The sequence below is a fragment of the Leuconostoc sp. XM4 genome (assembly GCF_055698815.1).
This window is the reverse complement of sequence record NZ_CP134507.1, coordinates 1621009-1647915: the sequence shown is the minus strand read 5'-3', so window position 1 is coordinate 1647915 and position 26907 is coordinate 1621009. Positions and strand designations below refer to the sequence as shown.

At 37.4% G+C, this 26907-nt stretch carries 34 protein-coding genes; 26 read left to right on the top strand and 8 right to left on the bottom strand.

Features of this window, described 5'->3' with window-relative positions; all coding sequences use genetic code 11:
• The first annotated feature begins 256 nt into the window (after positions 1-256).
• From xseA to recN, 6 genes are read left to right on the top strand one after another with little or no spacing between them, the layout of a single operon-like run.
• On the top strand, positions 257-1534 hold the full coding sequence (xseA, locus tag RHP64_RS08305) for an exodeoxyribonuclease VII large subunit (RefSeq protein ID WP_014325060.1): 1278 nt from the start codon (positions 257-259) through the stop codon (positions 1532-1534).
• A complete protein-coding gene (locus tag RHP64_RS08300; RefSeq protein WP_002815368.1) occupies positions 1527-1751 on the top strand; it encodes an exodeoxyribonuclease VII small subunit in 225 nt (74 codons plus the stop codon). Before xseA ends, RHP64_RS08300 begins: the two co-directional genes overlap by 8 nt.
• Positions 1744-2658, top strand: a complete 915-nt coding sequence (locus tag RHP64_RS08295; RefSeq protein WP_011680256.1) for a polyprenyl synthetase family protein — start codon at positions 1744-1746, stop codon at positions 2656-2658. The genes RHP64_RS08300 and RHP64_RS08295 overlap by 8 nt, the downstream gene beginning before the upstream one ends.
• On the top strand, positions 2655-3491 hold the full coding sequence (locus RHP64_RS08290) for a TlyA family RNA methyltransferase (protein ID WP_011680255.1): 837 nt from the start codon (positions 2655-2657) through the stop codon (positions 3489-3491). The genes RHP64_RS08295 and RHP64_RS08290 overlap by 4 nt, the downstream gene beginning before the upstream one ends.
• Entirely contained in the window at positions 3484-3939 is a 456-nt protein-coding gene (locus RHP64_RS08285) for an arginine repressor (RefSeq protein WP_010282264.1), read from the top strand. Before RHP64_RS08290 ends, RHP64_RS08285 begins: the two co-directional genes overlap by 8 nt.
• A 36-nt stretch (positions 3940-3975) precedes the next feature.
• Positions 3976-5643 carry a DNA repair protein RecN gene (gene recN, locus RHP64_RS08280; protein WP_050895144.1) on the top strand — a complete coding sequence of 556 codons (1668 nt, stop codon included), beginning with the start codon at positions 3976-3978 and terminating at the stop codon, positions 5641-5643.
• 53 nt (positions 5644-5696) lie between these two features.
• Here the strand turns inward: recN and RHP64_RS08275 are convergent, their stop codons facing one another.
• Together RHP64_RS08275 and RHP64_RS08270 are read right to left on the bottom strand one after the other, a co-directional pair.
• Positions 5697-7004: an NCS2 family permease gene (locus RHP64_RS08275; RefSeq protein WP_011680253.1), complete on the bottom strand. Its 1308-nt coding sequence runs from the start codon at positions 7002-7004 to the stop codon at positions 5697-5699.
• Between the two features lie 153 nt (positions 7005-7157).
• Positions 7158-8513 carry an MATE family efflux transporter gene (locus tag RHP64_RS08270; protein WP_014325056.1) on the bottom strand — a complete coding sequence of 452 codons (1356 nt, stop codon included), beginning with the start codon at positions 8511-8513 and terminating at the stop codon, positions 7158-7160.
• A 339-nt stretch (positions 8514-8852) separates the two neighbouring features.
• Here RHP64_RS08270 and RHP64_RS08265 point away from each other — a divergent pair, with 339 nt between their 5' ends.
• The 9 genes from RHP64_RS08265 (at position 8853) to RHP64_RS08225 (ending at position 17150) form a co-directional block, all read left to right on the top strand.
• On the top strand, positions 8853-9515 hold the full coding sequence (locus tag RHP64_RS08265; protein WP_025268379.1) for a 2,3-bisphosphoglycerate-dependent phosphoglycerate mutase: 663 nt from the start codon (positions 8853-8855) through the stop codon (positions 9513-9515).
• Positions 9512-10579, top strand: a complete 1068-nt coding sequence (gene pepA, locus RHP64_RS08260; protein WP_462785043.1) for a glutamyl aminopeptidase — start codon at positions 9512-9514, stop codon at positions 10577-10579. The genes RHP64_RS08265 and pepA overlap by 4 nt, the downstream gene beginning before the upstream one ends.
• On the top strand, positions 10579-11751 hold the full coding sequence (locus tag RHP64_RS08255) for an FtsW/RodA/SpoVE family cell cycle protein (protein WP_014325053.1): 1173 nt from the start codon (positions 10579-10581) through the stop codon (positions 11749-11751). Before pepA ends, RHP64_RS08255 begins: the two co-directional genes overlap by 1 nt.
• Positions 11748-12038 carry a YlbG family protein gene (locus tag RHP64_RS08250; protein ID WP_002815350.1) on the top strand — a complete coding sequence of 97 codons (291 nt, stop codon included), beginning with the start codon at positions 11748-11750 and terminating at the stop codon, positions 12036-12038. The genes RHP64_RS08255 and RHP64_RS08250 overlap by 4 nt, the downstream gene beginning before the upstream one ends.
• 21 nt (positions 12039-12059) lie before the next feature.
• Entirely contained in the window at positions 12060-12614 is a 555-nt protein-coding gene (gene rsmD / locus RHP64_RS08245; RefSeq protein WP_014325052.1) for a 16S rRNA (guanine(966)-N(2))-methyltransferase RsmD, read from the top strand.
• Between the two features lie 3 nt (positions 12615-12617).
• Positions 12618-13106, top strand: coding sequence for a pantetheine-phosphate adenylyltransferase (gene coaD, locus RHP64_RS08240; protein ID WP_014325051.1), 489 nt, complete (start codon positions 12618-12620; stop codon positions 13104-13106).
• Entirely contained in the window at positions 13090-14181 is a 1092-nt protein-coding gene (locus tag RHP64_RS08235) for a SepM family pheromone-processing serine protease (protein WP_011680248.1), read from the top strand. The genes coaD and RHP64_RS08235 overlap by 17 nt, the downstream gene beginning before the upstream one ends.
• Positions 14182-14245: 64 nt before the next feature.
• Positions 14246-14881 carry a helix-hairpin-helix domain-containing protein gene (locus tag RHP64_RS08230; RefSeq protein WP_025268377.1) on the top strand — a complete coding sequence of 212 codons (636 nt, stop codon included), beginning with the start codon at positions 14246-14248 and terminating at the stop codon, positions 14879-14881.
• Position 14882: 1 nt separating this feature from the next.
• On the top strand, positions 14883-17150 hold the full coding sequence (locus RHP64_RS08225; protein WP_136903769.1) for a DNA internalization-related competence protein ComEC/Rec2: 2268 nt from the start codon (positions 14883-14885) through the stop codon (positions 17148-17150).
• Between the two features lie 55 nt (positions 17151-17205).
• On the opposite strand, the gene RHP64_RS08220 is transcribed toward RHP64_RS08225, so the two are convergent.
• From RHP64_RS08220 to RHP64_RS08205, 4 genes are all read right to left on the bottom strand, one after another.
• A complete protein-coding gene (locus tag RHP64_RS08220) occupies positions 17206-18339 on the bottom strand; it encodes a tyrosine-type recombinase/integrase (RefSeq protein WP_462785042.1) in 1134 nt (377 codons plus the stop codon).
• Positions 18340-18449: 110 nt separating this feature from the next.
• Entirely contained in the window at positions 18450-18962 is a 513-nt protein-coding gene (locus RHP64_RS08215; protein ID WP_244011469.1) for an Ltp family lipoprotein, read from the bottom strand.
• 46 nt (positions 18963-19008) lie between these two features.
• Positions 19009-19428 (bottom strand): M78 family metallopeptidase domain-containing protein, encoded by a 420-nt coding sequence (locus tag RHP64_RS08210; RefSeq protein ID WP_244011471.1) that lies wholly within the window; start codon positions 19426-19428, stop codon positions 19009-19011.
• Entirely contained in the window at positions 19425-19832 is a 408-nt protein-coding gene (locus RHP64_RS08205) for a helix-turn-helix domain-containing protein (protein ID WP_244011473.1), read from the bottom strand. Before RHP64_RS08205 ends, RHP64_RS08210 begins: the two co-directional genes overlap by 4 nt.
• Before the next feature lie 153 nt (positions 19833-19985).
• Between RHP64_RS08205 and RHP64_RS08200 the strand changes: the two genes are divergently transcribed.
• The 4 genes from RHP64_RS08200 to RHP64_RS08185 are packed head-to-tail and all read left to right on the top strand — an operon-like array spanning position 19986 to position 20915.
• On the top strand, positions 19986-20198 hold the full coding sequence (locus RHP64_RS08200) for a helix-turn-helix domain-containing protein (protein ID WP_244011475.1): 213 nt from the start codon (positions 19986-19988) through the stop codon (positions 20196-20198).
• A gap of 49 nt (positions 20199-20247) precedes the next feature.
• Entirely contained in the window at positions 20248-20529 is a 282-nt protein-coding gene (locus RHP64_RS08195; protein WP_128684533.1) for a hypothetical protein, read from the top strand.
• 17 nt (positions 20530-20546) lie between these two features.
• Complete coding sequence (locus RHP64_RS08190) at positions 20547-20714, top strand: hypothetical protein (protein ID WP_462785041.1); 168 nt, start codon at positions 20547-20549, stop codon at positions 20712-20714.
• Positions 20715-20723: 9 nt separating this feature from the next.
• Positions 20724-20915: a hypothetical protein gene (locus RHP64_RS08185; protein WP_462785040.1), complete on the top strand. Its 192-nt coding sequence runs from the start codon at positions 20724-20726 to the stop codon at positions 20913-20915.
• Here RHP64_RS08185 and RHP64_RS08180 read toward each other — a convergent pair.
• Positions 20912-21136: a DUF2188 domain-containing protein gene (locus RHP64_RS08180; protein WP_462785039.1), complete on the bottom strand. Its 225-nt coding sequence runs from the start codon at positions 21134-21136 to the stop codon at positions 20912-20914. The two genes, RHP64_RS08185 and RHP64_RS08180, sit on opposite strands and share 4 nt — an antisense overlap.
• A 140-nt stretch (positions 21137-21276) precedes the next feature.
• Here RHP64_RS08180 and RHP64_RS08175 point away from each other — a divergent pair, with 140 nt between their 5' ends.
• Positions 21277-21486: a helix-turn-helix domain-containing protein gene (locus RHP64_RS08175; protein WP_128684530.1), complete on the top strand. Its 210-nt coding sequence runs from the start codon at positions 21277-21279 to the stop codon at positions 21484-21486.
• A 56-nt stretch (positions 21487-21542) separates the two neighbouring features.
• On the opposite strand, the gene RHP64_RS08170 is transcribed toward RHP64_RS08175, so the two are convergent.
• Positions 21543-21743: a hypothetical protein gene (locus RHP64_RS08170; protein ID WP_462785038.1), complete on the bottom strand. Its 201-nt coding sequence runs from the start codon at positions 21741-21743 to the stop codon at positions 21543-21545.
• A 180-nt stretch (positions 21744-21923) separates the two neighbouring features.
• Here RHP64_RS08170 and RHP64_RS08165 point away from each other — a divergent pair, with 180 nt between their 5' ends.
• From RHP64_RS08165 to RHP64_RS08140, 6 genes are all read left to right on the top strand, one after another.
• A complete protein-coding gene (locus RHP64_RS08165; RefSeq protein ID WP_462785037.1) occupies positions 21924-22895 on the top strand; it encodes a DUF1351 domain-containing protein in 972 nt (323 codons plus the stop codon).
• The gene (locus tag RHP64_RS08160) at positions 22892-23554 is read left to right on the top strand and encodes an AAA family ATPase (RefSeq protein ID WP_136903762.1); all 663 of its coding nucleotides are present in this window, start codon (positions 22892-22894) and stop codon (positions 23552-23554) included. Before RHP64_RS08165 ends, RHP64_RS08160 begins: the two co-directional genes overlap by 4 nt.
• Positions 23555-24250, top strand: a complete 696-nt coding sequence (locus RHP64_RS08155; protein WP_244011491.1) for a DUF669 domain-containing protein — start codon at positions 23555-23557, stop codon at positions 24248-24250.
• A 61-nt stretch (positions 24251-24311) separates the two neighbouring features.
• Positions 24312-25403, top strand: coding sequence for a helix-turn-helix domain-containing protein (locus RHP64_RS08150; protein WP_252169223.1), 1092 nt, complete (start codon positions 24312-24314; stop codon positions 25401-25403).
• Between the two features lie 2 nt (positions 25404-25405).
• Entirely contained in the window at positions 25406-26734 is a 1329-nt protein-coding gene (gene dnaB / locus RHP64_RS08145) for a replicative DNA helicase (RefSeq protein ID WP_462785036.1), read from the top strand.
• A gap of 2 nt (positions 26735-26736) precedes the next feature.
• Entirely contained in the window at positions 26737-26907 is a 171-nt protein-coding gene (locus tag RHP64_RS08140; RefSeq protein WP_164907657.1) for a hypothetical protein, read from the top strand.

Sequence of the window (26907 nt, the reverse complement as noted above, 5' to 3'; positions counted from 1 at the left end):
GTGTTTAATCACAAGTCTCGTATAGATGTAGGTGATGAGTGTTGTTGTGGAACTCGCTCATCTCACTTGACTAACAGTGCTTGCACTGTAGTGACGCGACTTTGCTATTGATGTGACAATCAATAGCCGCCAGCCAGAGCGAATCTGGCACGCCAAACTAACAACTAACTTAGGTTAGTTGTTTTTTTATGCAGATTTTAATGTATAATTGTAGTAGAATTTACATGTTATTGAATTAAGTAGGCTTAAAGGAAAAATGGAAAAAGAACGAAATCAATATTTAACGGTCAGTGCATTAACTGCTTATTTAAAAAGAAAATTTGATGCTGATCCGTATTTAGCCAAAGTCTATGTTACCGGTGAAATTTCTAATATGGGTCGTCGTCGCGGGCCACATTTATATTTTTCTATTAAGGATAGTGAAAGCAATGCCGTGATTAATGCATCAATGTTTGGCTATGAACGGCGTATTAAATTTCAGCCCGAAGAGGGGATGAAGATTAATGCGATTGGGCGGGTGGAAATATATGAACCACGGGGCTCATATTCCATTATTTTGGAATCAATGACTCCCGACGGCGTTGGTGAACTATTTTTAGCTTATGAACAACTAAAACGTAAACTACAGGCCGAAGGATTGTTTGATTTGCCAAAAAAACAAGTACCACTATTTCCTAAAAAAATAGCGGTAGTTACTTCACCAACTGGGGCAGTTATTGAAGATATTGCTCGTACGGTGCAACGACGTTTTCCAAGTGCTCAGGTTATTTTATTTCCAGCAGTAGTGCAGGGCGAAAAGGCAGCGCCAACAATTATTCGGCAGCTCCAACGTATTGATAATATGGATTTTGACACGTTAATTGTTGGACGTGGCGGTGGTTCCATTGAAGATTTGTGGGCTTTTAATGATGAAAAATTGGCGCGAACTGTTGCTAGTATGAAGACACCGGTGATTAGTTCAGTTGGACATGAGACAGATAATACCTTAGTAGATTTTGTTTCTGATCGACGTGCAGCTACGCCAACGGCTGCAGCTGAACTAGCGACACCGGTAACATTACAACAATTGACCACCCGTTTGCAAGAATTACATTTACGGCAAATATCACGGATTAAACAGATGATTGACATGAGGCAACAACGATTAAATCGAGTTGCAACGCATGTTATTTTTCAGCAACCGGATCGGTTATACACGGGGTATAATCAACGAATAGATCAGTTATCGCATGCATTGCAACAGCTAACAAAACAAAAAGTAATTAATGAAGAACACAAATTAGCGGCAATATTGCAACGACAGCAGCAGTTACAACGTAGTTTATTGCAACCTGTACAAGAAAGATTACAATTATTAAGTACTAAATTAGACTTAGTAAGCCCTTTGAAAATATTATCCAGTGGTTATGCAATTGTTGAGCATGACAATAAAGTAGTTCGTAGCATAACAAATATTACGATTAATGATGAAATTGACATGCGCTTTTCTGATGGGCATGCCACGGCAAAAATAACAGGAGTACAGCATGAGTGAACAACCCACATTTGAAGATAAGTTACAACAATTAGAAAGTATCGTGAGTCAGCTAGAAAAGGGTGATCGTCCCTTGGAAACCGCTTTGGCTGATTTTCAAACCGGTGTTGGTTTGGTCAAAGATTTACAAAAGACATTGAAGGATGCTGAAGATACATTGGCAAAGGTTATAGATAATGATGATGAATTATCAGATTTGGAATTAACTAATGATTGATTTAAAAAGTTTCCAAAAAGAATGGCTTCCAAAAATTAATCAACAATTGGAAAATGATTTATCAATGGCTTCCCCAGATGCTGATTTAGTTGCTATGATGAAGTATGCAGTTTTGAATGGTGGCAAAAGGCTCCGACCATTGCTGACGTTAGCAGTTGTTACAAGTTTTGGAGAATCTATCACACCAAGTATATTGAAAGTAGCAACGGCAATTGAATGGGTTCATTCATATTCCCTTGTTCATGATGATTTGCCGGCAATGGATAATGATATGTTTCGACGTGGCAAACCCAGCGTTCATGCATTATATGGTGAAGCCAATGCTATTTTAGTCGGCGATGCGTTATTAACTGGTGCCTTTGGAGTCATAGCGACTGCCAATAGTTCATGCAGTGTTGAGGATTGTCTTCCAACTGAAGAGCTATTATTAATTACTCAAAACTTAGCTCGCGAAGCAGGTGGATCAGGAATGGTTTTAGGGCAACTCCATGATATGGATAATCACACTGAAGAACAAAATGCTAGTACAAATTGGTTGTTAAATGATGTTTATAGCATGAAGACTGCAGCATTGATAAGATATACAACAACGTTGGGCGCAATATTGACCCATCAAAATGTCAATGTTGAGGATAATCATTTTGATCCGAAGAAGGCAATGTATGATTTTGGTGAAAAATTCGGATTGGCCTTTCAAATTCAAGATGATTTAGATGATTATCAGCAAGATCAATTAGAAGATGTGAACTCATTGCCACATATAGTGGGTGTTAAAGAGGCACAAAGTGTGCTTGACCAATACCTCTTCTCAACACAAGAAATATTAGCTAATACTGTTGAACAAGATCAACAATTTGATCGACGTTTGCTGGATGATTTTGTTAGTTTAATTGGAGATAAAAAATGAGCATTGAAAAAGAACGTGTTGATGTATTGCTGGTCCAACAAGGATTGTTTCAGTCACGTGAGCAAGCAAAACGTGCTGTGATGGCTGGTCAGATTCTTGGCAATAACGAAGAACGTTTAGATAAAGCGGGTGAAAAAATTCCCGTGACAACGGAACTACATTTCAAAGGTGAACAGCTAAAATATGTTTCCCGTGGGGGATTGAAGTTAGAAAAAGCATTGAATGATTTTGATATTACCGTTGAAAATAAAACGGTGTTAGACATTGGTTCTTCCACGGGCGGTTTTACTGATGTTTCACTTCAAAATGGTGCCAAACTTGTTTATGCACTAGATGTGGGTACCAATCAACTAGCTTGGAAGTTACGAAACGATGATCGTGTGAAAGTTATGGAAAATACAAACTTTCGTTATTCAAAATTAGCTGATTTTAAATACGGACAACCAGAATTTGCTACAATTGATGTTTCATTTATTTCTTTGGGACTTATTTTACCAGCACTAGCCAACATTATTACTATGAGTGGTAATGTTGTGGCCTTAATTAAACCACAGTTTGAAGCTGGACGTGAAAATGTTGGTAAGAACGGTATTATCAAAGATACAGCTGTTCATAAACAAGTTTTACAAAAAGTAACACAAATGATGGTTACTGATGGTTTTAGCATTACGGACTTAACCTACTCGCCAATTAAAGGGGGACAAGGTAATATTGAGTTCTTAGCAGTACTGAAACGATCAAATCAAGCCGAAATCAGCGAACATATTAATATTGACAGGTTACTTGAACGCACTTATGAGCAACTCAATCATAAGGAGAATGATCATGAATAAAAAAGATCGCCAAAAAGCCTTGTTGTCGCTCATTAAAGAGCATCCAGTGGGTCGTCAGGAAGATATTGTTGCGTATTTTGAAAAGATTGGCGAAAAGGTTACCCAAGCTACAATATCGCGTGATATTAATGAGTTGGGATTAATTAAAGTTCCAAATTCCCACGATGGCTTTTTGTATCATTTACCAAAATCCGATGACAGGCCATATTTACAGCGATTACGTCGAGCGCTACAGCAATCATTTTTGAGTTTGCGTGCGCAGCGTGGAATGATTATGATCAAAGTTCAACCTGGAAATGGTCAATTGGTATCAAACCTGATTGAGCAAGTGCAGCTACCGGAAATATTTGCGACCATAAGCGATGATGGTTCGGTTCTCGTATTATTAAAAGATGGTATTCCTACGGCAAAAGTGATTAACATTATTCAAAAGTTACTTGAAAAATAACAACGTATAGCATGTACTACGTTGATGGAGTTACTTATGTTAGAAAATCTAATTATAGAAAATTTTGCGATTATTGAAAAAGTGGATCTTCAGTTTGAAGAAGGCATGAGTGTTTTAACCGGTGAAACAGGTGCTGGGAAATCAATTATTATTGATGCACTTTTTATGTTAACTGGTGGTCGTGCGAACTCTGAAATGGTTCGTCATGGCAGTAAAAAAGCTGTTTTACAGGCAGTTTTCAGTGTTCCGGATAATCAAAAGCTAAGAGATCTAATTGCTCGAAGTGGTGTAGCAGGCGATGATAATGAACTTATTATTTATCGTGAATTAAACCAAAATGGGCGGAGTATTATTCGAATCAATGGTGTTCTTGTCAATTTGAAAACTTTAGCGGCTATTGGTCGTTACTTAGTTGATATCCAAGGACAAAATGATGCACAGCAATTACTGAATCCAGAGGAACATTTACCGTTATTGGATGCTTTTGGTGATGAAAAAATTACGCAATTTCGAAATGATTACCAAGAACTTTTTCAAAAATTTCGTTCTATCACCACTCGCATTAGAAATATTCAAACGTCACAACAAGAAATCACACAACGTTTAGATCTTTTAAAATTCCAACAAGAAGAACTGCAGGAAGCCAATTTACAGCCAAATGAAGAAAATGATTTATTAGATGCACGTGACAAGTTACGTAATTTCAAAAAAATTGCTGATCGACTTCAGTTAACGCAGACAACACTAAGCGGCGAGCAAGGCGGAGCCATAGACTCCCTCGCTGAAGCAGTTCATCAACTACAAGATATTGCAGAATATGATGATCAATATGCTGAGCTAGCAAAAACGATTTCCGAAGCTTACTACACGGCCCAAGATGTTGGCCGTGATGTTGACGAACAATTGAGTGAATTAACATATGATGAGGCAGAACTAATTCGTATTGATGACCGGCTTCAGCTGATTCACTCATTAGAACGCAAGTATGGTACATCGGTTGCAGATGTTTTAGATTTTCAAGCCAAAATCGAAAAAGAGCTTTCGCTTATAGATGATGATGAATATGATGTTGAACGACTACAGGTCAAACAAAATGACATGCGCCAGTTATTAAGAAAAAAAGCGATTAAATTACGTGAGGCCCGACAAAAAGTAGCCCGAAATTTGGAAAAGAATGTTAATCAGCAATTGAACGATTTATTAATGAATGGGGCCGAGTTTGCTGTACACTTTGATCCAGTTGAAGGCTATATCTCCTCGGGAATTGATAAAGTTGAATTTCATGTCCAAACTAACGTTGGAGAAGGAATGGCGCCCTTGGTCAAGATCGCATCAGGTGGAGAAGCTGCTCGCCTGATGTTAGCACTGAAAACTACATTTGCTAAGCAGCAGCACATCATTTCAATTGTTTTTGATGAAGCGGATACAGGTGTTTCCGGTCGTGTGGCTCAGGCAATAGCAAAAAAAATGCTCACAATTTCAACTGATTCACAAGTTTTAGCAATTACGCATTTACCACAAGTTGCAGCTGCCGCAACTCATCATTATTTGATCTCAAAGTTAACTGAAAATGATCGTACACTCACTCAAGTAGCACCATTGGATGAAGATGGTCGAGTTCACGCAATTGCTATGATGTTATCTGGTGACAATATTACTGAAACTGCTCTTGCAAATGCTCGTGATTTACGTCAAGAATTTTAAATTAACAAAATAAAAAAGACGCGCAATTTAAGCGACGTCTTTTTTTTGTGTTTCTAATGCGCAATGATCATTAAGAATGCAATGAACATAATCGCTAATACATACATCAGAGGATGTACTTTCTTAATACGACCAGTTGCAATCATTGTGATTGGATATAAGATGAAACCAAGCGCGATACCATCTGATATAGAATAGGTTAGGGGCATACCAATAACAATCAAAAATGCTGGTGCTGCGATAGCCAAATCTTCCCAATCAATTAAGCGTAAGTTTTTGGCCATTAAGACGCCAACTACTACTAACGCTGGTGCTGTCACCTGTGAAGTAACAACAGATAAAAGTGGTGAGAAGAGCAGAGCAAACAAGAAAAATATTCCAGTGAACACGGAAGTTAATCCTGAGCGACCACCAACTGCAATACCAGATGACGATTCAACATAAGCAGAAGTAGGTGAAGTACCAATAACGGCACCTACTGTCATACCAACCGCATCAGCCATTAAGGCACGGCCAGCACGTGGCATTTCATTGTTTTTCATGAAGCCAGCTTGTGTGGCCAAGCCAATCATTGTACCAGCTGTGTCAAAAAAAGTAACAATCAAGAAGGTAATAACAACTGTGACTAGTTGCAGAGAATTAATATCACCAACATGCATAACGCCAGCACCAAATGTAGGTGCAAGTGAGGGAGCAGGTGAAATAATGGCAGATGGTAATTTGATTAGACCGGTTAGAATACCAGCAAGTGATGTTAAAATCATACCAATGAATATGGCAGCCGGTGTTTTACGACTCATCAATATGAAAGTAACAATAATTCCAAAAATTGATAATAGTGATGTAGGTGATGACAGATGTCCCAAAGATACCATGGTGTCTTTGTTAGCTACAATCAGCCCCGCATCATGCAATCCGATAAAAGCAATGAATAGCCCGATTCCCGAAGCAATAGCGAGTTTTAGATTTTGTGGGATAATATTGATGATTTTCTCCCGAATTTTGAAAAACGTTAAAACTAAGAAAATCAATGCGGCTACAAACACACCAGCCATAGCAGTTTCCCATTTTACGCCCATGCCAATAACAACAGAATAAGCGAAGAAAGCATTCACACCAAGCCCTGGGGCAATAGCAATAGGGTAGAGTGCAACGACACCCATGAAGATAGTTGCGACAGCTGAAGCAATTGCTGTCGCTGTGAAAACAGCGCCTTTGTCCATACCTGCTGCACCCAAAACAGTAGGGTTAACAAATAAGATGTAAGCCATCGACGCAAAAGTAGTTAAACCAGCAATAAACTCGGTCCGAACACTTGTGTTGAGTTCGTCAAGTTTGAAATAATGTGCAATCGTAGACATGATTGCCTCCCAAATATTTAGTTACGAATAACGTACAATTTAATTTTAGCAGTCATTTACTAATAATTAAATTAAAAATGAGAAAATAAAAGATGTTTTCGCGAATAATAGGGAAAAACAGCAAGTGAAAGCGCTTAATAAACGAACGAAACATTATAAATGTTCGGAATTCAATGAAATATGCTGTTCTTTTAGCATTTTAACGGTTTTGAGATAAGCTGGAATCATGACCAGAACAGAACCTGTCCAAGCTAACATATTGGCCAAGCTGGCCCCAAAAAATCCGAAAGGTCCAACTAAAGTAATTGCTGCTACTGTCCGCATAACTAATTCAGCAATACCAGCAAAGGTAGGGGTTCTAGAGTCATTGAGTCCTTGCAAAACATATCGTATGATAAACAAAGCGGATAGTATATAGTAGAAGGCACCATTAGCCCAGAAGTACTGTTGTGCTAATGATAATACACGATGTTGATCAGCACCGACAAACATAGACACAGCAACATGACCAAACATAATTTCTAAAATACCCATAAACAGGCCAAACCCCATGCTCATAAATAGCGCATGTCTTACACCGATTAAAATGCGTTGATATTGTTTGGCACCATAGTTTTGCGCAGCGAAGGTTGCCATTGTTATACCAAATGACATCATAGGTAGTGTAGCCACTTGATCAATACGTTGCGCAGCCGTGGTTGCTGCAACTGCGTCTGTTCCTAATGTATTCAATGCACCTTGTAGAACTAATGAGCCAATCGCTATAATTGAACTTTGAAAGCCCATAGGTAGGCCGGCGTGTAAATGAGTGCGAATGTCTTTTGCGTCCCATTTTAAATCGTCACGATCAACACGAAGCTGGGGGACAAATCTATAAATGTGCCAAAAGCTTAGAATAGCAGAGACTAATTGTGCAATAACAGTTGCAATAGCTGCTCCAGCAACACCAAAACCAAGGCCTAAAATCAACCATAATTCGAGGCCAATGTTAACAAACATACCAACAACCAAATAAATTAATGGTGAGCGAGAATCACCCACTGCACGCAGGGCATTAGCGGTGACATTGTACCCCATCGTAGCAAAAATACCACCTAAGATGATACTAATAAATGTGAATGCTTGATTCAAAATGTCTGGTGGGGTTTGCATGATTTTAAGTAGTGGATAGATTAGGATAAAACTCACCACGGTAACGATTACAGTGACTATTGCTGATACGATAATTGTTGATGCCATACTTTTGCGCACACCAGCAATATCACGAGCACCATAACGTTGCGCTGTAATAATTGATAATCCAGAAGTGAATCCTTGTACGAATCCTATAACTAAAAACATGATTGAACCAGTTGCTCCAACAGCAGCAAGAGATTTCACACCAAGTGTTTGCCCAACAATCAGCGTATCGGAAAAGTTATATAATTGTTGGAAAAGATTTCCAATTACGAGTGGAATTGTAAAAAATAAAATTTGCTTTGCGGGAGTTCCCTGAGTTAAATCACGCATAATCTCTCCAATATAGATAAAAATGTCTTGAACATATATTCTAAACGAATAGTGGTTATTTGACTAGGGTTTTGTTCTAAAATTTATAAGAAAGACATCTGTTTGTAAAAGGCTGGATACACTAGGTTTTACTAAGATTTTTTTCATGTCTTTTGAATTAAATTCGGAGATAAATTAAAATATCTTCGAGCTGACATCGTCGATAATTGATGTTTCGAATAATGATATAATCATACTAATATTAAAAAATGATCATTTGTGAGCAATCCAATATTTGCTTACGTAGCTTTAAAATGATTGAAACGATATAATAGGAAGAGTATAAAAAAGGAGTTGCATATGGCTGCTAAACTTGTGTTAGTTCGCCACGGAGAGTCAACAGCAAACCGTGACAATGAATTTACCGGATGGACTGACGTTCCACTGACCTTAAAAGGGGTTAGACAAGCGAACCGTGTTGGTGAAGTTTTGAAGCGACATGGCTTGCAATTCGATGTATCATTTACTTCTTTTTTAAAGCGCGCAATCATAACTGACAATATTATATTAGAAGAAATTGAGCAGTTGTGGTTACCACTCCATAAGGCTTGGCAACTCAATGAGCGGCACTATGGTGCATTACGTGGCTTGAATAAAGATTATGCTCGTCAACAATATGGCGCAAATAAAGTTGCCTTATGGCGACGTAGTTATACGGCTACGCCACCACTACTAGAACACGTTATCCCAGATAGACGTTACCCGGAAGGCTTAGAACCACGTGGTGAGAGCTTGAAAATGGCCAGTGATCGTCTTGTTCCTTATTGGCATTCAGAAATCTTACCTCAGATACAGCAGGGTAAAAATGTTTTAATCGTCGCACATGGTAGCTCCTTACGTGCTTTAGTCAAATATATAGAGCATATTAGCGATGAAGACATAGACGGTCTTGAGATTGACAATGGTGAACCTATTTTGTACGAGTATGAAGAAGGATTTAGTGAGAGGATTTATTTAGAATGAATGATAGAACATGGGCTCGTGTGAAAAAGTATACGGAGCTACAAGGCACTTCTGGTCAAGAACACGCTATTCGTCAATCTTTCCGTTCTGATTTGGAACCATTGGTTGATACAATCCACCAAGAGGGACTTGGTGGTGTTTACGGTGTTAAAGAAGGACAAGGTCCACGTGTAATGTTTGCAGCGCATATGGATGAAGTTGGATTTATTGTGAAAGCTATTCTGCCTAGTGGTGCACTTAAAGTGGCCGCCCTTGGTGGATGGAATCCAGCAGTAATTAGTTCGCAGAGATTTACTTTGTTCACAAGTAAAGGTAAGTATCCTATTGTTTCAAGTTCTGTGTCACCACACTTATTACGCGGCAGCGCTCACGGCCCACAGATGCCAACCGTAGAGGATATTTTATTTGATGGCGGATTTTTGAACAAAGATGAAGCGTGGTCATTTGGTGTCCGTCCTGGGGACTTTATTGTGCCACAAGTATCAACCGTTATGACAGCAAATAAAAGGCGCGTAATATCTAAATCATGGGATAATCGATTTGGACTTGTGACAATATTAGACGCTTTGGAAGAACTAGAAAATGTTCAGACACCCAATACCTTGATAATGGGCGCCAATGTTCAAGAAGAAGTTGGGCTACGCGGTGCACATGGCGCCGTCAATTTACTGAAACCAGATATTTTTTTCGCAGTTGATTCTAGTGCTGCAGATGATACTTCAGGACAGAATGGACACCAAGGAATCCTAGATCAAGGAACGTTATTACGTGTTTTTGATCCAACTGTTGTTATGCCACTGCGCTTAAAAGAATTTTTGTTATCTGTGGCTGAAGATAACCATATTCCTTATCAGTACTTTGTTTCCAAGGGTGGAACTGATGCAGCAGCAGCTCAAACTGAGTTAACTGGTGTACCAGCCGTTGCATTAGGTGTTGCTTCTCGTTACATACACACCCACCAAACAGTTTGGTCAATTAAGGATTTTGAAGCATCTAAAGCATTTGTTGTGGCCATTGCCAAAAATTTGGATGATGCAAATCTTAAAACTATTATGGGCGATTAATGTTTAAAAAAATCAGAAAATTAGATTATTGGATTGCGGTACCATTTGCCATACTCAGTGCGTTGGGTGTAGTAATGGTTTTTTCGGCGAGCTTAACGAATTCAGCAATGCTAAACTTTTACAAACAACTTCTTTTTGTTTTTATTGGTTGGATTGGTGCGTTTACTTTATTTCATTTTAATATTAACAATTGGCGCAATGAAAAATGGATAAAGGTGATGATGTTTGGTATAATTGGGCTTTTAATTATTGCCAGAATAATGCCAGCAGTTAATGGTGCTCACGGTTGGATTCCACTGGGGATTATTACTTTGCAGCCGGCTGAGTTTTTAAAATTAGTTTTGATATTATACTTTGCTGATTTTTTTGCTAAACATCCATGGCAACCACACGTTAAATTACCACAACAGCCAATTAGCCAACTCAATGCTTGGTTTTTACCTTTTTCATCTCTATTTTTATTATTTATTATGCCAGATAATGGTAATATGATTATTGCCGCCATCATTATGCTAACCATTGTACTTGCAGCTGGGGTGTCTAAAAAGATTACCGTTGCCTGGTTTGCTATCGCTGGCATTGGCTTTGGACTTTTACAGCCAATCATTAATTTGATCGATAAAGTATTCCATCTGACCGGTAGTACGCATTATGGTATTTTAAGATTAATTAATTTTGTTAATCCTTGGGCTGACCCAGATCAAAGCCGTCAACTACTATACGGTTATTACGCCATAGCTCATGGTGGCATGTTTGGTGTTGGTTTAGGAAATTCTCTCATAAAGCCATATCTACCTGAATCAAATACGGATTTTATTATGGCAGTAATGACAGAGGAACTAGGGGCAGTAGTGACTGTAATTGTGTTAATTTTACTATTAATAATCATTACGCGCCTTATTATTTTGGGCATTAGACAAAAACGTCAATATCAACGATTAGTCATGTATGGTGTAGCTACCTTATTATTTATCCAAGCTTTTGTTAATTTAGGTGGCGTTATTGGTGTGTTACCAATAACGGGTGTTGTTTTTCCATTTATTTCTGGTGGTGGATCATCATATATAGCCTTTAGCGCTGCCATTGGTCTAACGTTGAATATTGCTGCGCAACAGAAGAAAAAACCAGTCATTCATCCAAATGATACAGTGGCCAGAAAGGATTATCGATGACATTTCAAATACAACCACGCCGTGCAATTTATATCTATATCAATAATATAAGGCATGCACAACAGCTTAAAAAGTTTGGTCAAATCACGTACATATCTCGCAAGATGATGTTTGTGGGTCTATATGTGAATGATGAAAATGTTGAACAATTAGTTGAAAAAATTAAGCAATACAAGTTTGTAAAAAAAGTCGTCATGTCGCCACGTCCGGAAATTAATCCTGATTTAGACAATTTGCATGATGATATTTTCTTTGAAAATTATGATGAAGGAGGAAATACAAACTAAGAGTTTGTATATCGTATAATCATGCGGGTAGTATCAGGAAGATTTCGAGGAACACGCCTTGAAGCAGTCAATGGCGACAAAACACGTCCAACGACGGATAAAGTGAAAGAAGCCATGTTTAGCATGTTAATGCCGTATTTAGACGGCGGGGATGTACTTGATTTATATGCAGGTACAGGAGGCCTGAGCATTGAAGCTGTTTCAAGAGGTATGATGCATGCTACGTTAGTAGATCGCCAATTCCAAGCAATTAAGGTCATTCAAGAGAATATTGAGAAGACACACCATGCTGATGAGTTTACGGTCCTAAAGTCGCCAGCGCAACAAGCTTTGCTTAATTTTGTAGCCAATTCAAAAAAATTTGATTTGATTTTTTTGGATCCACCATATGCTAAAGAAACCATTGCTGCAGATATGTCGTTTATGGCAGAAAATGGGTTATTAAACTCGGGTGCTATTATATTGGCTGAAAGCAACGATGAGGCAAATTTACCGAATGAAAGTGATGATTTCTCAATCATTCAACAGAAACATTATGGTATAACCGTAGTGACGATATATCAATATGAGGGCTAAATTATGAGTATAGCAGTATTTCCTGGTAGTTTTGATCCGTTAACCAACGGTCATTTAGACATTATTAAACGTGCTAGTGGTATATTTGAAAAAGTAATCGTAGGTGTTGGTAATAATACAAGCAAAGCGGCGCTGTTCACACCACAAGAAAAAATGACATTAATTAGTACTGTCGTTAAAGATTTGCCAAATGTTGAGGTAGCAATCATGAAGGGACTAACAGTTCAATTCATGAACGAAGTTGGTGCTAAGTATATCGTTCGAGGGCTTCGAAATGGTAAAGATTTCGAGTATGAACGTGATATTGCCGGAATGAACAGTGCTCTGGCAGATGTTGAGACCGTTTTACTACTTGCAAAACCGGAAAATCAAAATATTTCCAGTTCCATGGTCAAAGAAATTGGTAGTATGGGTGCTGATAATATGGTAAAGTTTGTCCCAAAGGCCATAGTTGAAGCATTAAAGGAGCGACTGAATGCGCAAAAAAAGTAAAATAGTTCTTGCTGTTGCATCCCTTTTAGTAATAGTTGGTATCGTAGTTGGCGTTTGGCCGTTGAACGGTTACATTGAGTCACCTGGTGAAGCAGACGACTTAGCACAGTTTGTTAAAATTGATGGTAAAAAGGATACATCAAAGGGACAATACAGAATTACATCCGTTTATTTGTCCCAAGCGAATGGATTTAAGTATTTACAAACTAAAATTAATCCACACCTGTCGTATGCAACTGCAAAGGAAGTTACTGGTGGACAAAGTTCAGCTACATTTAGTAAAGTACAAGATTTTTATATGCAAAGTGCAATTGCCAACGCTGAGCAGGTCGCCTTTAAAAAAGCGAATAAACCTATTACGACAAAATATCGTGGTATCTACGTACTGAGTGTCTCTTCTAAATCCCATTTCAAAAAGAGTATCAAAGTAGGAGATACCATCACTGCAATCGACGGTCATCACTACGAAAACTCAGATAGCTTTATTAAGTATTTAGCCAATAAATCCAAGGGAACGAAAGTCACTGTCGACTACACCCGGGATGGTAAAAACGGCCAAGCAACTGGTGATACAATTAAGCTCGCTGGGACCAAGACGGCAGAATACCCAAATGGCCGTGCTGGAATAGGTATCGTGCTGACGGATAATGTGGCCGTTACAACAACGCCAAAAGTTAGTGTCAATGCCGGCCAAATTGGTGGACCTTCAGGCGGCTTAATGTTTACCATACAGATTTATGATCAATTGACTGGTGATTTGTTAGCTAAAGGACGTAATATTTCTGGTACTGGTACAATGAGTGCTGATGGTTATGTGGGTGAGATTGGTGGTATTGATAAGAAGATTATGGCTGCTAAGGCAGCCGGATCAACAGTATTCTTTGCGCCATATGTAAAGCCAAGCAAAGAGTTACTCAAGTATGAAGAGCAACATAAAACTAACTACATGCTAGCTCGAGATACGGCCAAAAAATATGCACCTAAATTAAAAGTTATTCCTGTGCAAACATTTGATGATGTCATCAATTATTTGCAAACAGGGAAAGTAATTAAGACAACTGACAGTGTGAAATAAAGCTTATCTGCTATGGTAAGCTTTTTTATTTTGAAATTCGTACTATGAAAGTAGAGGGATTGAAATGTCAGACATGTTAGAAATTGTAAAAGAAAAATACTATGAGTATAAAATTTGGATATTCATTATTTTATTTATTCTCGCTGCTATTACTTATTGTGCATATTCTCATCAGACCAAAGAAGTACCGCAGACATCATTATCTTCTTCAATAGCAAGTACAAGTGATGTAAAGAAATCTGAATCTGACGACAAAAATAGCTCAATCGTAATGGTTGATGTTAAGGGCGCTGTCAAAAAGCCTGGGGTCTACAACATTACTAGTTTTGCACGTGTACAAACAGCCATTGCACAGGCTGGTGGAACCCTAGAAGAAGCTGATATGCAGCAAGTTAATTTAGCCCAAAAATTGACGGACGGACAAATTGTGTACGTTCCTATGAGAGGAGAGACATCTTCTGCTCCTGTAAACAACGGTAGTACGTCAGCAGTGACTACGACAGATAATGAAGTTATTAATTTGAATACCGCTACGGTAGTGGAATTACAAACATTAAATGGAATTGGTGTCAAGAAAGCGGAACAAATCATTGCATATCGTGAAGAACACGGTGGATTTAAATCTATTGAGGAAATTAAACAGGTTTCCGGTATCGGTGAAAAAAGATTTGAAGCTTTGAAAGATAAAGTGACTGTTTAATATGGCGCGGATTTTAATGTTTGCTAGTTTGTTGATAGCAAGTTTAACTGGCATTATCTATTATTCATGTGCAGTTACTTGGTTCCTTTTTACTTTTATGGTCGTATTGTGTTCTTGGCAACGGCAAATTGATTTTTTGTTCAAAATCTTACTGTTGACACTACCTTTTATGGTTTATTTTATTTACAATTCGCATTGTTTACAGCAACAAGTCAATCAAAAAAATGATAAGCAACATCATGTAAGAGGTATCATTTTTCCAGATGATATTCAAATTGATGGAGCAAATCTCAAGGCAACGGCTCAGTTAGATAACCATGAGAAAGTCAAATTGTATTGGCTTTTTCCAGATGAAAAGATAAAAAACATGTGGCTTGAAAACAATAAAGTCATTTGTTTTCAAGCAGAAGCTGAATTAACGCGTATACCTGGGCCAACTAATTTCAATCAATTTGACTCTCAAAAATTTTATTTAACAAAGTCAATCACACATCAAATCAATATCAAATCATGGTATACGGAGGTAGCCAAACCGTCAACTTTACTACAAAAAATTAGATATCAACTCCATGAATGGCATAGCGTCGGTATCCATAATGCCGAGCGGCTTCCTTCTCCGCTTAGTGCATATGCAGAGGCTTTAATTCTTGGAACGACACCTCATTCCTTATATGAAGATAATCCAGGAGTACAAACGTTAGGGTTAATTCACTTATTCAGCGTGTCAGGATTTCACGTGACTTTCTTAATGACATTACTGATGCAAATATCAAGAAGGATCTGGTTGCCAAAAGAATATACTATATTGGTGTTGAGTATAATACTGATTGCATATTTTATATTTGCGGGAGAACCCGATGTATTAATTCGTTCTATCATTTCAGGAGAATTAATATTGTTAAAGGATTTAACAAATAAGAAGATAAAAGCTCAGGTTATCTGGTCGTTGAGTCTGTTGTTTAGTTTAGCTATGGTGCCGCAAATTTTATTGACGCTAGGAGGACAACTGTCATTTGCCTTAACCTTTTGCTTGACATTTGCACAGAAACTAACATTTTGGCAAACTAACATTTTGATGAGCTTAGTTAGTTTTCCGCTTATTATTCAACAACAATATACATGGCACATTCTGCAAACATTTATCAATTTTGCTGCAATTCCTATTTTTGGTACAGTAATTGTTCCTTTGGTTATGATAGGTTTTTTTGGTCAATATATTCCATTTTTAACATATATAACAAACCTAATCATCCGGTATTTTGCTTATATGGTAGATTTATGTGGAACGTTACCAGGAAATTTTGTGGTTGGTAAAATACCTAACGCACTAGCTGCAATACTTTTGTTTTTGGCTTTAGGGATGTTTGCGCGTGAAGCCAAAATTAAGCATATCTCGAGAATATCGTGGCTTGTTTCCTTTAGTGTAGCCATGATTTTCGTACATCTCCCATATCATGGCGAATTTGCAACTTTTGATATAGGACAAGGGGATGCAGCAGTGATTCGTGAACCGTACAATAAAACAATTACGTTAATAGATACTGGAGGAAAAGTAACGTTTGGCGAACAGCCAGCATGGCAAAAACAGAAGTACTTCCGTACCAATGGCGAGACGGTAATTGTTAATTATTTACATAGCCGGGGGATTAGTAAGATTGATAACTTGGTCTTATCACATCATGATCAAGACCATATCGGTAATGCTAAAGTCATATTAACAAAAATGAATGTTAAAAATGTTATTATTCCAGCTGGAATGATGCAACAATCGTCGTTTAAAACCGAAATTAAACCATATCTTAGGTCAGCACAAGTAACAGAAGTTACCAATAATATTCAAGTATCGAAACTACCACTTCAAATAGTTCACCCGTTTAAAAGTGGTCAAGCAAAAAATGAGGATTGTATCGCGTTATTTGGCCATATTGGTGGGAAAAATATTTTCACTGCTGGTGATTTAGACCAATCGGGAGAAAAACAGATTGCAAATTTCTTTCCAGATATGCATGTTGACATCTTAAAGTTTGGTCATCATGGTTCAAAAACATCGACAAATCCTGAAGTTATCAATAAATGGCATCCTGAAATTGGCATAATATCTGCCGGACGAAACAATCGCTATAACCATCCAAATAAAGAAACGCTTGAAACAGCTCAGAATAATAAAATGACTGTTTTTAATACACAAATAAATGGTATGATGTGTTATGCTGCAGTTGATATGTACAAAATAAGCCAAAAAGCCTATTTTATGGAGCTTAAATATTAAAAAATACACGTATTTTAAATATAAAGTTGGGGAAAAGTCGGGACTTTTTCGGAAGTTAGAACATATTGCTAATCTTGGACATGGCCTGCTTTTTCCCTTCGTCAGTTCCATTATTATAAAATAACGACATGTCTATTTTAGAGTGACCTAATATATTAGCGATATCTCTGGGATTGAGTCCTTCGATTCCAAAAGCTATAGTTGAGAAAGCGTGACGCATTTTATGTGGCCAAACATGTATACCAGTTTCTTTGCTGATTAATTGAAAAATCTCTGTTAATTTACTATAGCGTATGTGTCTTGCTAAGTGATTTACGAAGACGAAGGAATCAGGGGACATTATGATGCCGTTTTTTCCATATGTCTCACGAGCTTCGTTTATAGTAAGCTTTAAGTATTCTTCAACTAATGGTGTCATAGGGACCCAACGCTCTGAAGAAGATGTTTTTGGGGATGTAACTTGACCATGCAAATTAAGAACTTCAAATATGCCGATCATGTTATCTTTTATATATTTAAGCTTTAATCCGCTTATTTCTTCATGTCTAAGACCGAGCGTAGTTAAGAGAGCCATTGAGCGTTCCTGATTTTTCAGAAGCGGAGATGACTTAATAAAATCGAATACCCTATTAAACTCCGATCTAGTCATCGATGTATCTCGAGCTGTTGTGCCTGATACTTTGATTTTCTGGATCGGATTTTTTATTATGACATCATTTAACAAGGCATCTGCAAATACAGTAGCTATGGCACTGTTAAATGTTTGTACGGTCTTCTTGGAGTAATTTTTCTCAATCGTCATTTTTGTTAACCAACGTTGATAATCACCACGATTAACCTTAGCCATTTTTATTTTTCCCCATTGCGGATAGAAAAGTTTTTTAAACAATGAAATCTGGCGAGCATATGTTGTGTAACGCCAGGACCCATTTTGAATCTTTTCTTCGCAATATTGCTCAAAATATTCTTGAACAGTGATATTTAACTTAGTAATATTCTTTTGAACATCATTAATAGCCTTGTTTTTACCAAGCTTAGCGGCATCAAAAGAAATAAAACCACTTCTTTCAATGTTGTGTCGTTCACCGTTATAGGTCATAGAAAACTTAATACGCCAACGTTTTCCCTTACTAGTTTCATATGATTGTATTTGCGGATCTCTGCGTTCTTTTTTATATGTGTACCTCATGAATTTATTTGTTACCTTCCTTTTAATTAAACGATAGCAAGGTGTAATTAAGGAAGTAGGGCAGTTTAACGTCGTGACTTTGTGGACTATGTACGCCCGTAAGGGCATTTTTAATCACTCAAATGTTGAACAGCATAATCAGCTTCTTCTTGAGTAAACTTTTCTCCCGAATCAGAAGTTAACTGATCACGTATAGCCTCAGTAGACATATTCATATCTTTCTGATAAGTTTTTGCCTTTGACAATGCATTGGCGTTGTAATCTGCTTTCAGATTGTCAATAGCATATTGTGCGGCATCAGCAGGGAACTTTTCACCAGATTCTGATGTTAACTGATCATATATTCCCGCTTTAGACATTTTCATAACACTAGAATATGTCTTTGCTTTGGCCAAAGCAGATGAAAACTCTGTTGACACTTTTGACGAACTAGATGCAGCATTAGTACTGCTTGTTGATTTAGTTGTTGAACTTCCACTAGATGATGTTGATTTATCATTGTTTGACATATTTACAGCAATGATAATTACAATGATAGCAATAAACCATACCCAAAAGCGCTTATAAAATGGCTTCTTTTGAACATATGTCTTTCCATCATCTCCGACTATCTTTTTACTCATTATTCTCAATCTCCAGGCCTTTTTACGTGTATGCTCAGCACGTGAATCAGTCTATTAGACCTTGTAGTTTAAATTCTCTCTCAACATGAGCTGTGAGCCATGCAGGAACTTTATAGTATTCCATAAAGCTAAGCGGTGAAAAAGGTTTTTCAATTCTCATAAGTAAGCGTATTGCATTTTTATGAGCACGCAGTTCTTCTCCACGTTTAGCGTGTTCCGAGAAACCATAAATTTTTTGTGAATTGCCATCCCCATAAATAATGTGTGATAATTCATGAGCTAATCTAAAACAATAAGATACATTTGTGTCTAAATTAAGATTCATCAGTATCCCTCTGAATTCAACTAGGGATAAATCAGGTGTTGATGAATCTAAATCGCTAACATTAGTTACGTTAATTTTGTGTTTTTGGGCAATCTTTAACAGTTCAGTCTTGACTTCATCTCCCAATGAATCTCTCTTCATTCATTATCGCTCCGGTGCTTTAATTTTAAAAATTCCACGTATTCAAGGATTTTCTTTTTATCTTCTTCAGGAATAGGCTTACCATCAAAGGCAAGTAGTAGCTCTTCTTCGAACTTTTTATCTAGTTTATTTGCATGTTCATCATTCTTATTCTCAGGCGCGTAAGAGAAAGTATTTTCATCAGGAATGTATCCTGCTAATTCAATAATATTATTAACTGGTTCTCGGAGACCATGAGCTAGTTTCTCAATTGTTGAAATTTTAGGAATATTTCGCTTGCCATTCTCTAACATCGAAACAGTTGAAGGGTTTAAATCAGCCCACATAGCAACTTGTCGTACAGAATAGCCTTTACTTTCACGAATTGCTTTAATATTCGCACCGAACTGTTCTTTGGTTGGCATAATAAACACCTTTCATTGTTTTCATAATATATTTATTTTACCAACGGCTAAACAAAAAGCAAACAAAAAGTAATACAAATACACACAAAAGTGTTGACAAAACTAAACAATAAATTTATAATTAATACATACCTTAAGAAAGGAGTTCTCGTAATGGGTACGACACTAGAATTTAAAGATCCAGATGAGGTTCGTGGAATCATAGCTTTACAAGGTGATACTTTGAGAAGCTTTGCAAAACGCGTGGGTATAAGCGAAACTTCTCTAAATAGGTATTTGTTTAAGACAAAACGATTAAGACCCACCACTGCAAAAAAAATATCCGACGGATTAAACGCAAAAGTAGGTGACATTTTTTTGCTCTGAGTGTTGACAAATCTAAACAAAATATTCAAAACGATAGCAAGGTGTGAATATGGAAAAAATAAATACAAATGAAGTATTGGATAATGTATCCAAATTATTTCAAGCGCAACTTGAAGAAATTAACAAGTTGCGTGAACAAAACGAAACATTAGTGTGGAAGAGTAATGCAATAGCAGCCAAAGAAACAGGGTTGGGTAGTACTTACTTTGACCGTATAAGGCATAAACTCCCACACATTGATGTTTCGGATGAAGAGTCGGGAACAACATCTGTTGTGTATCCCAAAGCAGCCGTAAAAAAATGGCTCGATGAACACACAGAATTTTATTGATATAAGAAAGGAGGTTAATGATGTGGTTTTTACAAGTCATAATGGTGTTTATTATAGCCGCAATAATATTTGTTGGTGGTTTGATTCAAGGAGAGGCGCAAGAGCGCGATCGACAGAAAAGATTACGCCATATTAAACGAATGGGTGGCACAGATGGTAGCAACAAATACATGCGAGTTAAGTAGGAGAAAAATATGGAAGAAAAAAATGCAGTGATAATTGAACCAGCAAATGATAAAGAATTTGGAACAAGTTTATTGAATTCGAGAAATTGGGATCGAATTGTCATTACAGATTCAAACGGAAAAAAAGTAGCAGAAATAGACGGCGAGACCGCAACTCCTGCTACTGGATACTTAGTTAAAATGTATCCAAATTTTGATTAACCCTTTGGCGGGTGAGGGTCATGTCCATAAGAACTACGGTCTCTAATTTGACCATTACGACCGTGTGTTAGCTCCTCAGACTTTTGGTTGCTGGCAATCTCTTTAGCACGCTGTATTGCGTCTGATTGTTTGTCAAAGTTTGCTGTTGCATGCGAATTTCCTTCACCTTTAACATTCCAACCACCATTACCGTCTGGGACGACATGTTGATTTTTACCCATAAAATAAAACTCCTTCTTTGAATCGATTTGGATAATCGGATGCGATTAAATTTGCAAACGTCAGTTCGTAAAAAGACTTTATTCAATAACGTTTGTTCCTATATTATAACTCAAATGAGTAATAGAGAGGAGGACATAAAATGGCTTTGACATTAGCTGAAAAAATAAAACTTAGACTTGATAACATTGGAAAAACTACTTATTGGTTATCAAAAGAAACAGGCATAGCTTTCGGAACACTATATCCAATTTTGTCCGGAAAAAGAAAATACCCAACATTTTCCACAATTGAAAAAATAGCTGACGCATTAGATGTTAGCTTAGATGAATTTAGAACAAACAAAAAATGAATTCCATAGAAAATGGAATTCATCAAATTTAGATACTAGTATCGCTTGTATGTTGTTTAGAGCTTTTTATGTGGACGAACACTGATAACAGCGTTCACTTCAGGATAAATGTCTGTGTGCACGAGGTTTAATTCTTCCTCAAGCGCATTAGCAGTATTAGCAACATCGACTTGGTTGAATTGTGATAAACAGAATCCTGTTTCACCTTGTTCAACTTTATCCTTAATCATAACGGCAATTTTTTTCTTAAAAGCCATATGAAACCCCCCTTGTTCGTTTACTTAGCCTGGTGAGCTAGTAATTTAACAATACCACTTTCTGGATTTTTAGACAAAAAAAAGCAATCACGAAGGGAAATAAGTGATTGCTCGTAAAACATAAAAATTATTCGAATAAATTTTATAGATTAAGTATATCAAACAGAATAGGAAAAGCAAATGAATGAATTAACTCAACCTCGAGTTGGTTTTAAAGACGGTCAAATACAATTCGAAAATGTTGATCAATTTAAAAAAGACTTTGAGCGAATTATAAAAAGACATAGTAATTTTATAGTAACTGAAGACACAATGAAAGGAGCTAGAGCATCGCGCGCTGATTTACGCAACGCAGCCAAAGAGTCAGCAGCATGGCGGAGCAAGGTTAAAACAGAATTATTGAAGCCGTTTGATGATGTTTCTGAAATTGCGACTGAATACGAAAAAAAAGTAAAAGATGCTGCTGATGAAATAGATAAGGATATTAAGGTTTTTGAAAAAGTAGAAAAACAAAAGCGTAAAGATGGACTAAATGATTTTATTGTTCAACGTGCAGATGATTTAGATGTTAATCCTGATTTTGAAATTAATGATAAGTGGTTTATCAAGGGCAACTTTAATGGAACGGTTCCTAAGAAAGCATTTGTGGAAGAACACATTGAACCGCAATTCGACCTTCTTGTTAAAAATAAAGAACAGCGAATTGCTGACACGGTGGCCATTCGCAATTATGCAGAAGGTAAGTCATTTGATCCAGAAGGATACATTCATAATCTTGATTTCAAAAGTTTAGCCGAAATTATGAGTGACATTGATCATGATGTTTTAAAACGTCAAAAACGTGAAGAAGCTGCGAAGGCAGTTGCTGAGATGGAGGCAGAAAAAGATCTAGAAAATCACATTGACGAAGTCACAGTAGACAATCGGGTAATAAATCAATGTACTGGTGAGATAGTTAGCGAGGTTCCACACATAACTGAAATATCTGCTAACTCAAACACAGTTAATCAAGTAGCAGCATCCCCAGAAATTGATTTAAAGAGTCAGCAAACTTTTACAAGACTACTTTATGTTACTGGAACTATTGAAGATCTAAATGCGGTGGCCACGTTTCTTAACGCTAATGATATTGAGTTTAGAGGTGAGTCATGAGAATTTATGAACCAGGTCAAATTATGCCAATGGGTAACATGTATTTCATTTATGGCGAAGGTGGAACTGGTAAAACAACTTTGGTCAAACAATTAAAAGGTAATAAATTGCTGCTTAGTTTTGATGGGTCAACGAATGCTTTGGTTGGAACTAACGATGTTCGAGTATTTGCATATGATCACACAGATGCTGCTACTCTGCAAAATCAAGTTTCGCTACATCTTAATGAAGCATTGATGAGTGGAGTGTATAACGCAGTTATTTTAGATAACATGACAGCTTTACAAAATTGGGTTCTCGAGAACATAGATAACGCCAGTAAAGATAATCGTCAAAATTATCAAAAGTTACAGTTATGGTTCCGTGATTTGGGAATGTACTTGAGAGCATCAGGGTTGACTATTTTGGCCACAGCCCATCAAATTGACAATGGTTCAGCTGGTTTAGTAGGTGGTGGTCGTTATGAAGCGGATATGAATGCTAAAACTTTTAATGCGTTTAGTGCACCATTCGATGTTGTTGGACGCATATATAAGGAGAATGGACAGCGCTTTATTGATTTAGATACAGAAAAGGGCAACCACGCTAAAAACAGAATTGATGATCGTCTGCTGATAAAAGCAGATGAACTGATTGAAGCAAAGAAAGAGGAAAAATAAATGGCATTTGGATTTGTAGTAGATAGTAATAATGTTTTGGGACAAGTAATTGAAGAGTCAGGGAAATACAACGTACGAGTTTCTGATACGTCAACTGTGACAATGTCAAAAACTAATAAGCAAATGGCTGTACTTGACTTTGAAGTTATTGATGGCGATTATGCTGGCGGAAAAATTCGCTTTGACAACGTTGTATGGGATGAAACATCATCTGAAGCTATTGAGCGTTCTAAGAAGAGTTTCAACACAGTATTGGTTGCTGCGGCAGTTCCTGATGGTGTGCAACTAACAGATATTAATCAGTTTGTTAACGGGTTAGTTGGTAAACAAATGAATGTGTCTGTTGAGTGGGAACAAAACAATAAAGGGCAATACAATTTGGTTGTAAAGTCACACAACAAGTTTGACACAACTGGTAGCAAGCCTAGTGGAGTTAAGCGACCAGAAGGAGCTATGTTGCCTAATAACAGTGCTAGTTCATCATTTGGTGGTAGCAGTGCTTCATTCGGCTCACAAGCCCCAGGAACAAGTAATAATAGCACTAGCTTTGGGCAGAGTACACCAGCACCACAACAAGGCACATTTACGCCAAATCAAATGTTCGGTCAAGGCTCACAAACGCCACCAGCTGGACCAGATCCATTTGCTAACAAAGGTCAAGCGATTGAAATTGATGACAAAGACTTACCATTCTAATCAGTTTGTAAACGATATGGCGTAACCATACAAGAGGGTGAGAAGCCCAATGGAGAATATTATGGCGCAACATTTTATTGTCATTTATGATGACGTTTTAAAAGACAAAAATATCACCAATCTTCAAAAACTTTTATTTGGTGAATTACTTTCCCTTGCAAATGCTAATGGTTATGCTCACCCATCTAATAAATATTTAGCTGAAAAATATGGTGCATCGTTAAGAACAATTGAAGATGGTGTTAAAAATCTCGAGGTAAGTGGTTATATAAAACGTCAAACGGAACAGGCTGGAATGAAGAGAATTAGAAAGATCTATATTTCTATTAAACCAGTAAAATCAGAACCACAATTATCCGTGGCTGGGAACCACGAAAATCGACAAAAGGAACCACGGTCAGATGTGGCTGGGAACCACGGAAATGAGGGTTATAATAACCAAGCTATTAATAACCAATTAATAATACCCCCTACCCCCAAAGGGGAAAATGACGGTGAAGGTCAATCTTCGATTTCAAAACAAATCGATTCAGAAATACAAACCGAACCAAAGGGGAGCGAAGCGACACTTTTAGCCACCCGCGAAGCAAAAGAAGAAAAAAAGTTACGCGAGCAAAAAGAAGAAGTAACAGACTTGAATTTGAAAATGCTTCGATATGCGCGTTTGGCATTTGGAAAATCTGAAATCGAAGTTCCTGATACAAGTAAAGGGATGTTTTCTGGCTTGATTAATCGCAATGTTGATTTTCAAAGTTTTATTGATGTGACAAATTATTTAGCAACTAAATGGACGCCAGAATTTGTGGCAACAAAACCAGTGATTAAATACTTGGTCAATATGTCTAAGTGGGACGAAAGAGAAAACGAAGCACGATCAGCTGGATTTATTAATTCAAAATCTGTTGTGGCTAAACAAGCAGAGAGTCAAGAAGCGCAGAGCAAGAGAAATCAAGAACATGAATTACAGCGTTTGGCCAATGAACGTTATCCAATCATCAAACGTTTGTATATTGAAAAGTACGGACGTGAAAAGATACCACTCCCAACGTTCCACATGCCAGCTTTTGATAATCTAGCAGCATGGGAAAAATTAGTAAATGGCGATGAGACAGCCTTAAAACATCTTCACAAAATTGTTGAAGCAGGTGATTAGAAATGTATGACACACAGATAGAGCATCAGTTATTAGGTGCCATTATGGTATCCAATGATATCGGCGGAACTATGGCAGACATTAATGGCCACGTGATAACAGAAGACTTTTATGATTCACAAGCAAAAGCTATGTTTGAACGGATTAAAGGCTTAATTGATGACGGAAAACAAGTTAATCCGATGACTGTGGCCACGAAAGAAATATCAGTAGATTTTGTTGCAGATATTTCTGTCTTAGGGATTACGTCACATATTGCTGTTAGTTTAGCTGATCAAGTAGCCAAACAATCTGAAACCCGTAATCTGTATGTTACGGCTCAACAAGTTATGAGTTATTTAGCTAACGGTGAAGATGTTGATTTAATTAAAACTAATTTAGTTGAATATCTTTCTGAAGGTCGTCGGGACACTCTAGACACAACCAAACATATCAGTGAGGCTGTGATGCCCACTCTGGAAAATATTGCTGAACAACGGACTCAGGAAGGCGTTCCAGGAATTACTACAGGTTTCAAAACAATAGACAAAGAAATTGGTGGATTACTTGATGGCTCATTAACAATTGTGGGTGCTCGACCAGCCATGGGAAAAACAGCATTTGCATTAAACATGGCAGAAGGTGCCGCACGTTTGGCTGATAAACCAGTCTTGATAATCTCTCTTGAAATGAGTAACGATATGCTGGTTAAACGAATGTTATCGACACGGAGCCTTGTTGATGCTGAGAAGATACGTGACAGTAAATTAACAGATCAAGAGTTTAGTGATTTAAGTTATAATGCCGAAAAACTTGGCCAATTACCAATTTGGTTTGATGACACACCAATTCAAAGTTTTTCAGACATTCGTAGTCGTGTATTGAAACTCAAACGTCAACAAGGTGAACTTGGCATGGTACTTATTGATTACCTTGGATTAGTTGAAACGGGTAATGAAAAGAATAGTAGCCGAGTGAATGAAGTTTCAAAAATTAGTCGTGGACTGAAAGTTTTGAGTAAAGAAATTAAGGCACCAATCGTTGCCTTAGCTCAACTGAATCGTGGTGTGGAACAACGTACCGATAAACGTCCAATGCTTTCTGATTTACGTGATTCAGGTTCAATTGAGCAAGACGCCGATAATGTCGCTTTCTTATATCGTGATGATTATTACCGTAATGAGGGTGAAGAGGAAGCAAACGATGATGAAATCTCACAAGTTGAATTTATCGTGGCCAAAAATCGTAATGGTAAGCGTGGTACGGTAACACTTTCTTTCGACAAGAAACATAACCTTATGACTGATTGGCGACCAACGTATCATTCACCTAATACTGATCAAGGATGGTAAACATGTATACAGGAGAAGAAACATTCGCAGAAGCCGATGCAAAATATACAGTGCAATTGATTAGCGAAGTCTCTCGAGAATATTGGACAGGCACACAAGGCGCTAATGTGACTATTGAAAAAATATTAGAAAAGATAAACAAACACAAGGAACGTGTACGAATGGAAGGGTGA

What these genes read in the sequence shown, in the direction of transcription:
- xseA (WP_014325060.1), top strand. Translation starts at nt 257, where the DNA reads ATGGAAAAAGAACGAAATCAATATTTAACGGTCAGTGCATTAACTGCT.
- RHP64_RS08300 (WP_002815368.1), top strand. Translation starts at nt 1,527, where the DNA reads ATGAGTGAACAACCCACATTTGAAGATAAGTTACAACAATTAGAAAGT.
- RHP64_RS08295 (WP_011680256.1), top strand. Translation starts at nt 1,744, where the DNA reads ATGATTGATTTAAAAAGTTTCCAAAAAGAATGGCTTCCAAAAATTAAT.
- RHP64_RS08290 (WP_011680255.1), top strand. Translation starts at nt 2,655, where the DNA reads ATGAGCATTGAAAAAGAACGTGTTGATGTATTGCTGGTCCAACAAGGA.
- RHP64_RS08285 (WP_010282264.1), top strand. Translation starts at nt 3,484, where the DNA reads ATGAATAAAAAAGATCGCCAAAAAGCCTTGTTGTCGCTCATTAAAGAG.
- recN (WP_050895144.1), top strand. Translation starts at nt 3,976, where the DNA reads ATGTTAGAAAATCTAATTATAGAAAATTTTGCGATTATTGAAAAAGTG.
- RHP64_RS08275 (WP_011680253.1), bottom strand. Translation starts at nt 7,004, where the DNA reads ATGTCTACGATTGCACATTATTTCAAACTTGACGAACTCAACACAAGT.
- RHP64_RS08270 (WP_014325056.1), bottom strand. Translation starts at nt 8,513, where the DNA reads ATGCGTGATTTAACTCAGGGAACTCCCGCAAAGCAAATTTTATTTTTT.
- RHP64_RS08265 (WP_025268379.1), top strand. Translation starts at nt 8,853, where the DNA reads ATGGCTGCTAAACTTGTGTTAGTTCGCCACGGAGAGTCAACAGCAAAC.
- pepA (WP_462785043.1), top strand. Translation starts at nt 9,512, where the DNA reads ATGAATGATAGAACATGGGCTCGTGTGAAAAAGTATACGGAGCTACAA.
- RHP64_RS08255 (WP_014325053.1), top strand. Translation starts at nt 10,579, where the DNA reads ATGTTTAAAAAAATCAGAAAATTAGATTATTGGATTGCGGTACCATTT.
- RHP64_RS08250 (WP_002815350.1), top strand. Translation starts at nt 11,748, where the DNA reads ATGACATTTCAAATACAACCACGCCGTGCAATTTATATCTATATCAAT.
- rsmD (WP_014325052.1), top strand. Translation starts at nt 12,060, where the DNA reads ATGCGGGTAGTATCAGGAAGATTTCGAGGAACACGCCTTGAAGCAGTC.
- coaD (WP_014325051.1), top strand. Translation starts at nt 12,618, where the DNA reads ATGAGTATAGCAGTATTTCCTGGTAGTTTTGATCCGTTAACCAACGGT.
- RHP64_RS08235 (WP_011680248.1), top strand. Translation starts at nt 13,090, where the DNA reads ATGCGCAAAAAAAGTAAAATAGTTCTTGCTGTTGCATCCCTTTTAGTA.
- RHP64_RS08230 (WP_025268377.1), top strand. Translation starts at nt 14,246, where the DNA reads ATGTCAGACATGTTAGAAATTGTAAAAGAAAAATACTATGAGTATAAA.
- RHP64_RS08225 (WP_136903769.1), top strand. Translation starts at nt 14,883, where the DNA reads ATGGCGCGGATTTTAATGTTTGCTAGTTTGTTGATAGCAAGTTTAACT.
- RHP64_RS08220 (WP_462785042.1), bottom strand. Translation starts at nt 18,339, where the DNA reads ATGAGGTACACATATAAAAAAGAACGCAGAGATCCGCAAATACAATCA.
- RHP64_RS08215 (WP_244011469.1), bottom strand. Translation starts at nt 18,962, where the DNA reads ATGAGTAAAAAGATAGTCGGAGATGATGGAAAGACATATGTTCAAAAG.
- RHP64_RS08210 (WP_244011471.1), bottom strand. Translation starts at nt 19,428, where the DNA reads ATGAAGAGAGATTCATTGGGAGATGAAGTCAAGACTGAACTGTTAAAG.
- RHP64_RS08205 (WP_244011473.1), bottom strand. Translation starts at nt 19,832, where the DNA reads ATGCCAACCAAAGAACAGTTCGGTGCGAATATTAAAGCAATTCGTGAA.
- RHP64_RS08200 (WP_244011475.1), top strand. Translation starts at nt 19,986, where the DNA reads ATGGGTACGACACTAGAATTTAAAGATCCAGATGAGGTTCGTGGAATC.
- RHP64_RS08195 (WP_128684533.1), top strand. Translation starts at nt 20,248, where the DNA reads ATGGAAAAAATAAATACAAATGAAGTATTGGATAATGTATCCAAATTA.
- RHP64_RS08190 (WP_462785041.1), top strand. Translation starts at nt 20,547, where the DNA reads ATGATGTGGTTTTTACAAGTCATAATGGTGTTTATTATAGCCGCAATA.
- RHP64_RS08185 (WP_462785040.1), top strand. Translation starts at nt 20,724, where the DNA reads ATGGAAGAAAAAAATGCAGTGATAATTGAACCAGCAAATGATAAAGAA.
- RHP64_RS08180 (WP_462785039.1), bottom strand. Translation starts at nt 21,136, where the DNA reads ATGGGTAAAAATCAACATGTCGTCCCAGACGGTAATGGTGGTTGGAAT.
- RHP64_RS08175 (WP_128684530.1), top strand. Translation starts at nt 21,277, where the DNA reads ATGGCTTTGACATTAGCTGAAAAAATAAAACTTAGACTTGATAACATT.
- RHP64_RS08170 (WP_462785038.1), bottom strand. Translation starts at nt 21,743, where the DNA reads ATGGCTTTTAAGAAAAAAATTGCCGTTATGATTAAGGATAAAGTTGAA.
- RHP64_RS08165 (WP_462785037.1), top strand. Translation starts at nt 21,924, where the DNA reads ATGAATGAATTAACTCAACCTCGAGTTGGTTTTAAAGACGGTCAAATA.
- RHP64_RS08160 (WP_136903762.1), top strand. Translation starts at nt 22,892, where the DNA reads ATGAGAATTTATGAACCAGGTCAAATTATGCCAATGGGTAACATGTAT.
- RHP64_RS08155 (WP_244011491.1), top strand. Translation starts at nt 23,555, where the DNA reads ATGGCATTTGGATTTGTAGTAGATAGTAATAATGTTTTGGGACAAGTA.
- RHP64_RS08150 (WP_252169223.1), top strand. Translation starts at nt 24,312, where the DNA reads ATGGCGCAACATTTTATTGTCATTTATGATGACGTTTTAAAAGACAAA.
- dnaB (WP_462785036.1), top strand. Translation starts at nt 25,406, where the DNA reads ATGTATGACACACAGATAGAGCATCAGTTATTAGGTGCCATTATGGTA.
- RHP64_RS08140 (WP_164907657.1), top strand. Translation starts at nt 26,737, where the DNA reads ATGTATACAGGAGAAGAAACATTCGCAGAAGCCGATGCAAAATATACA.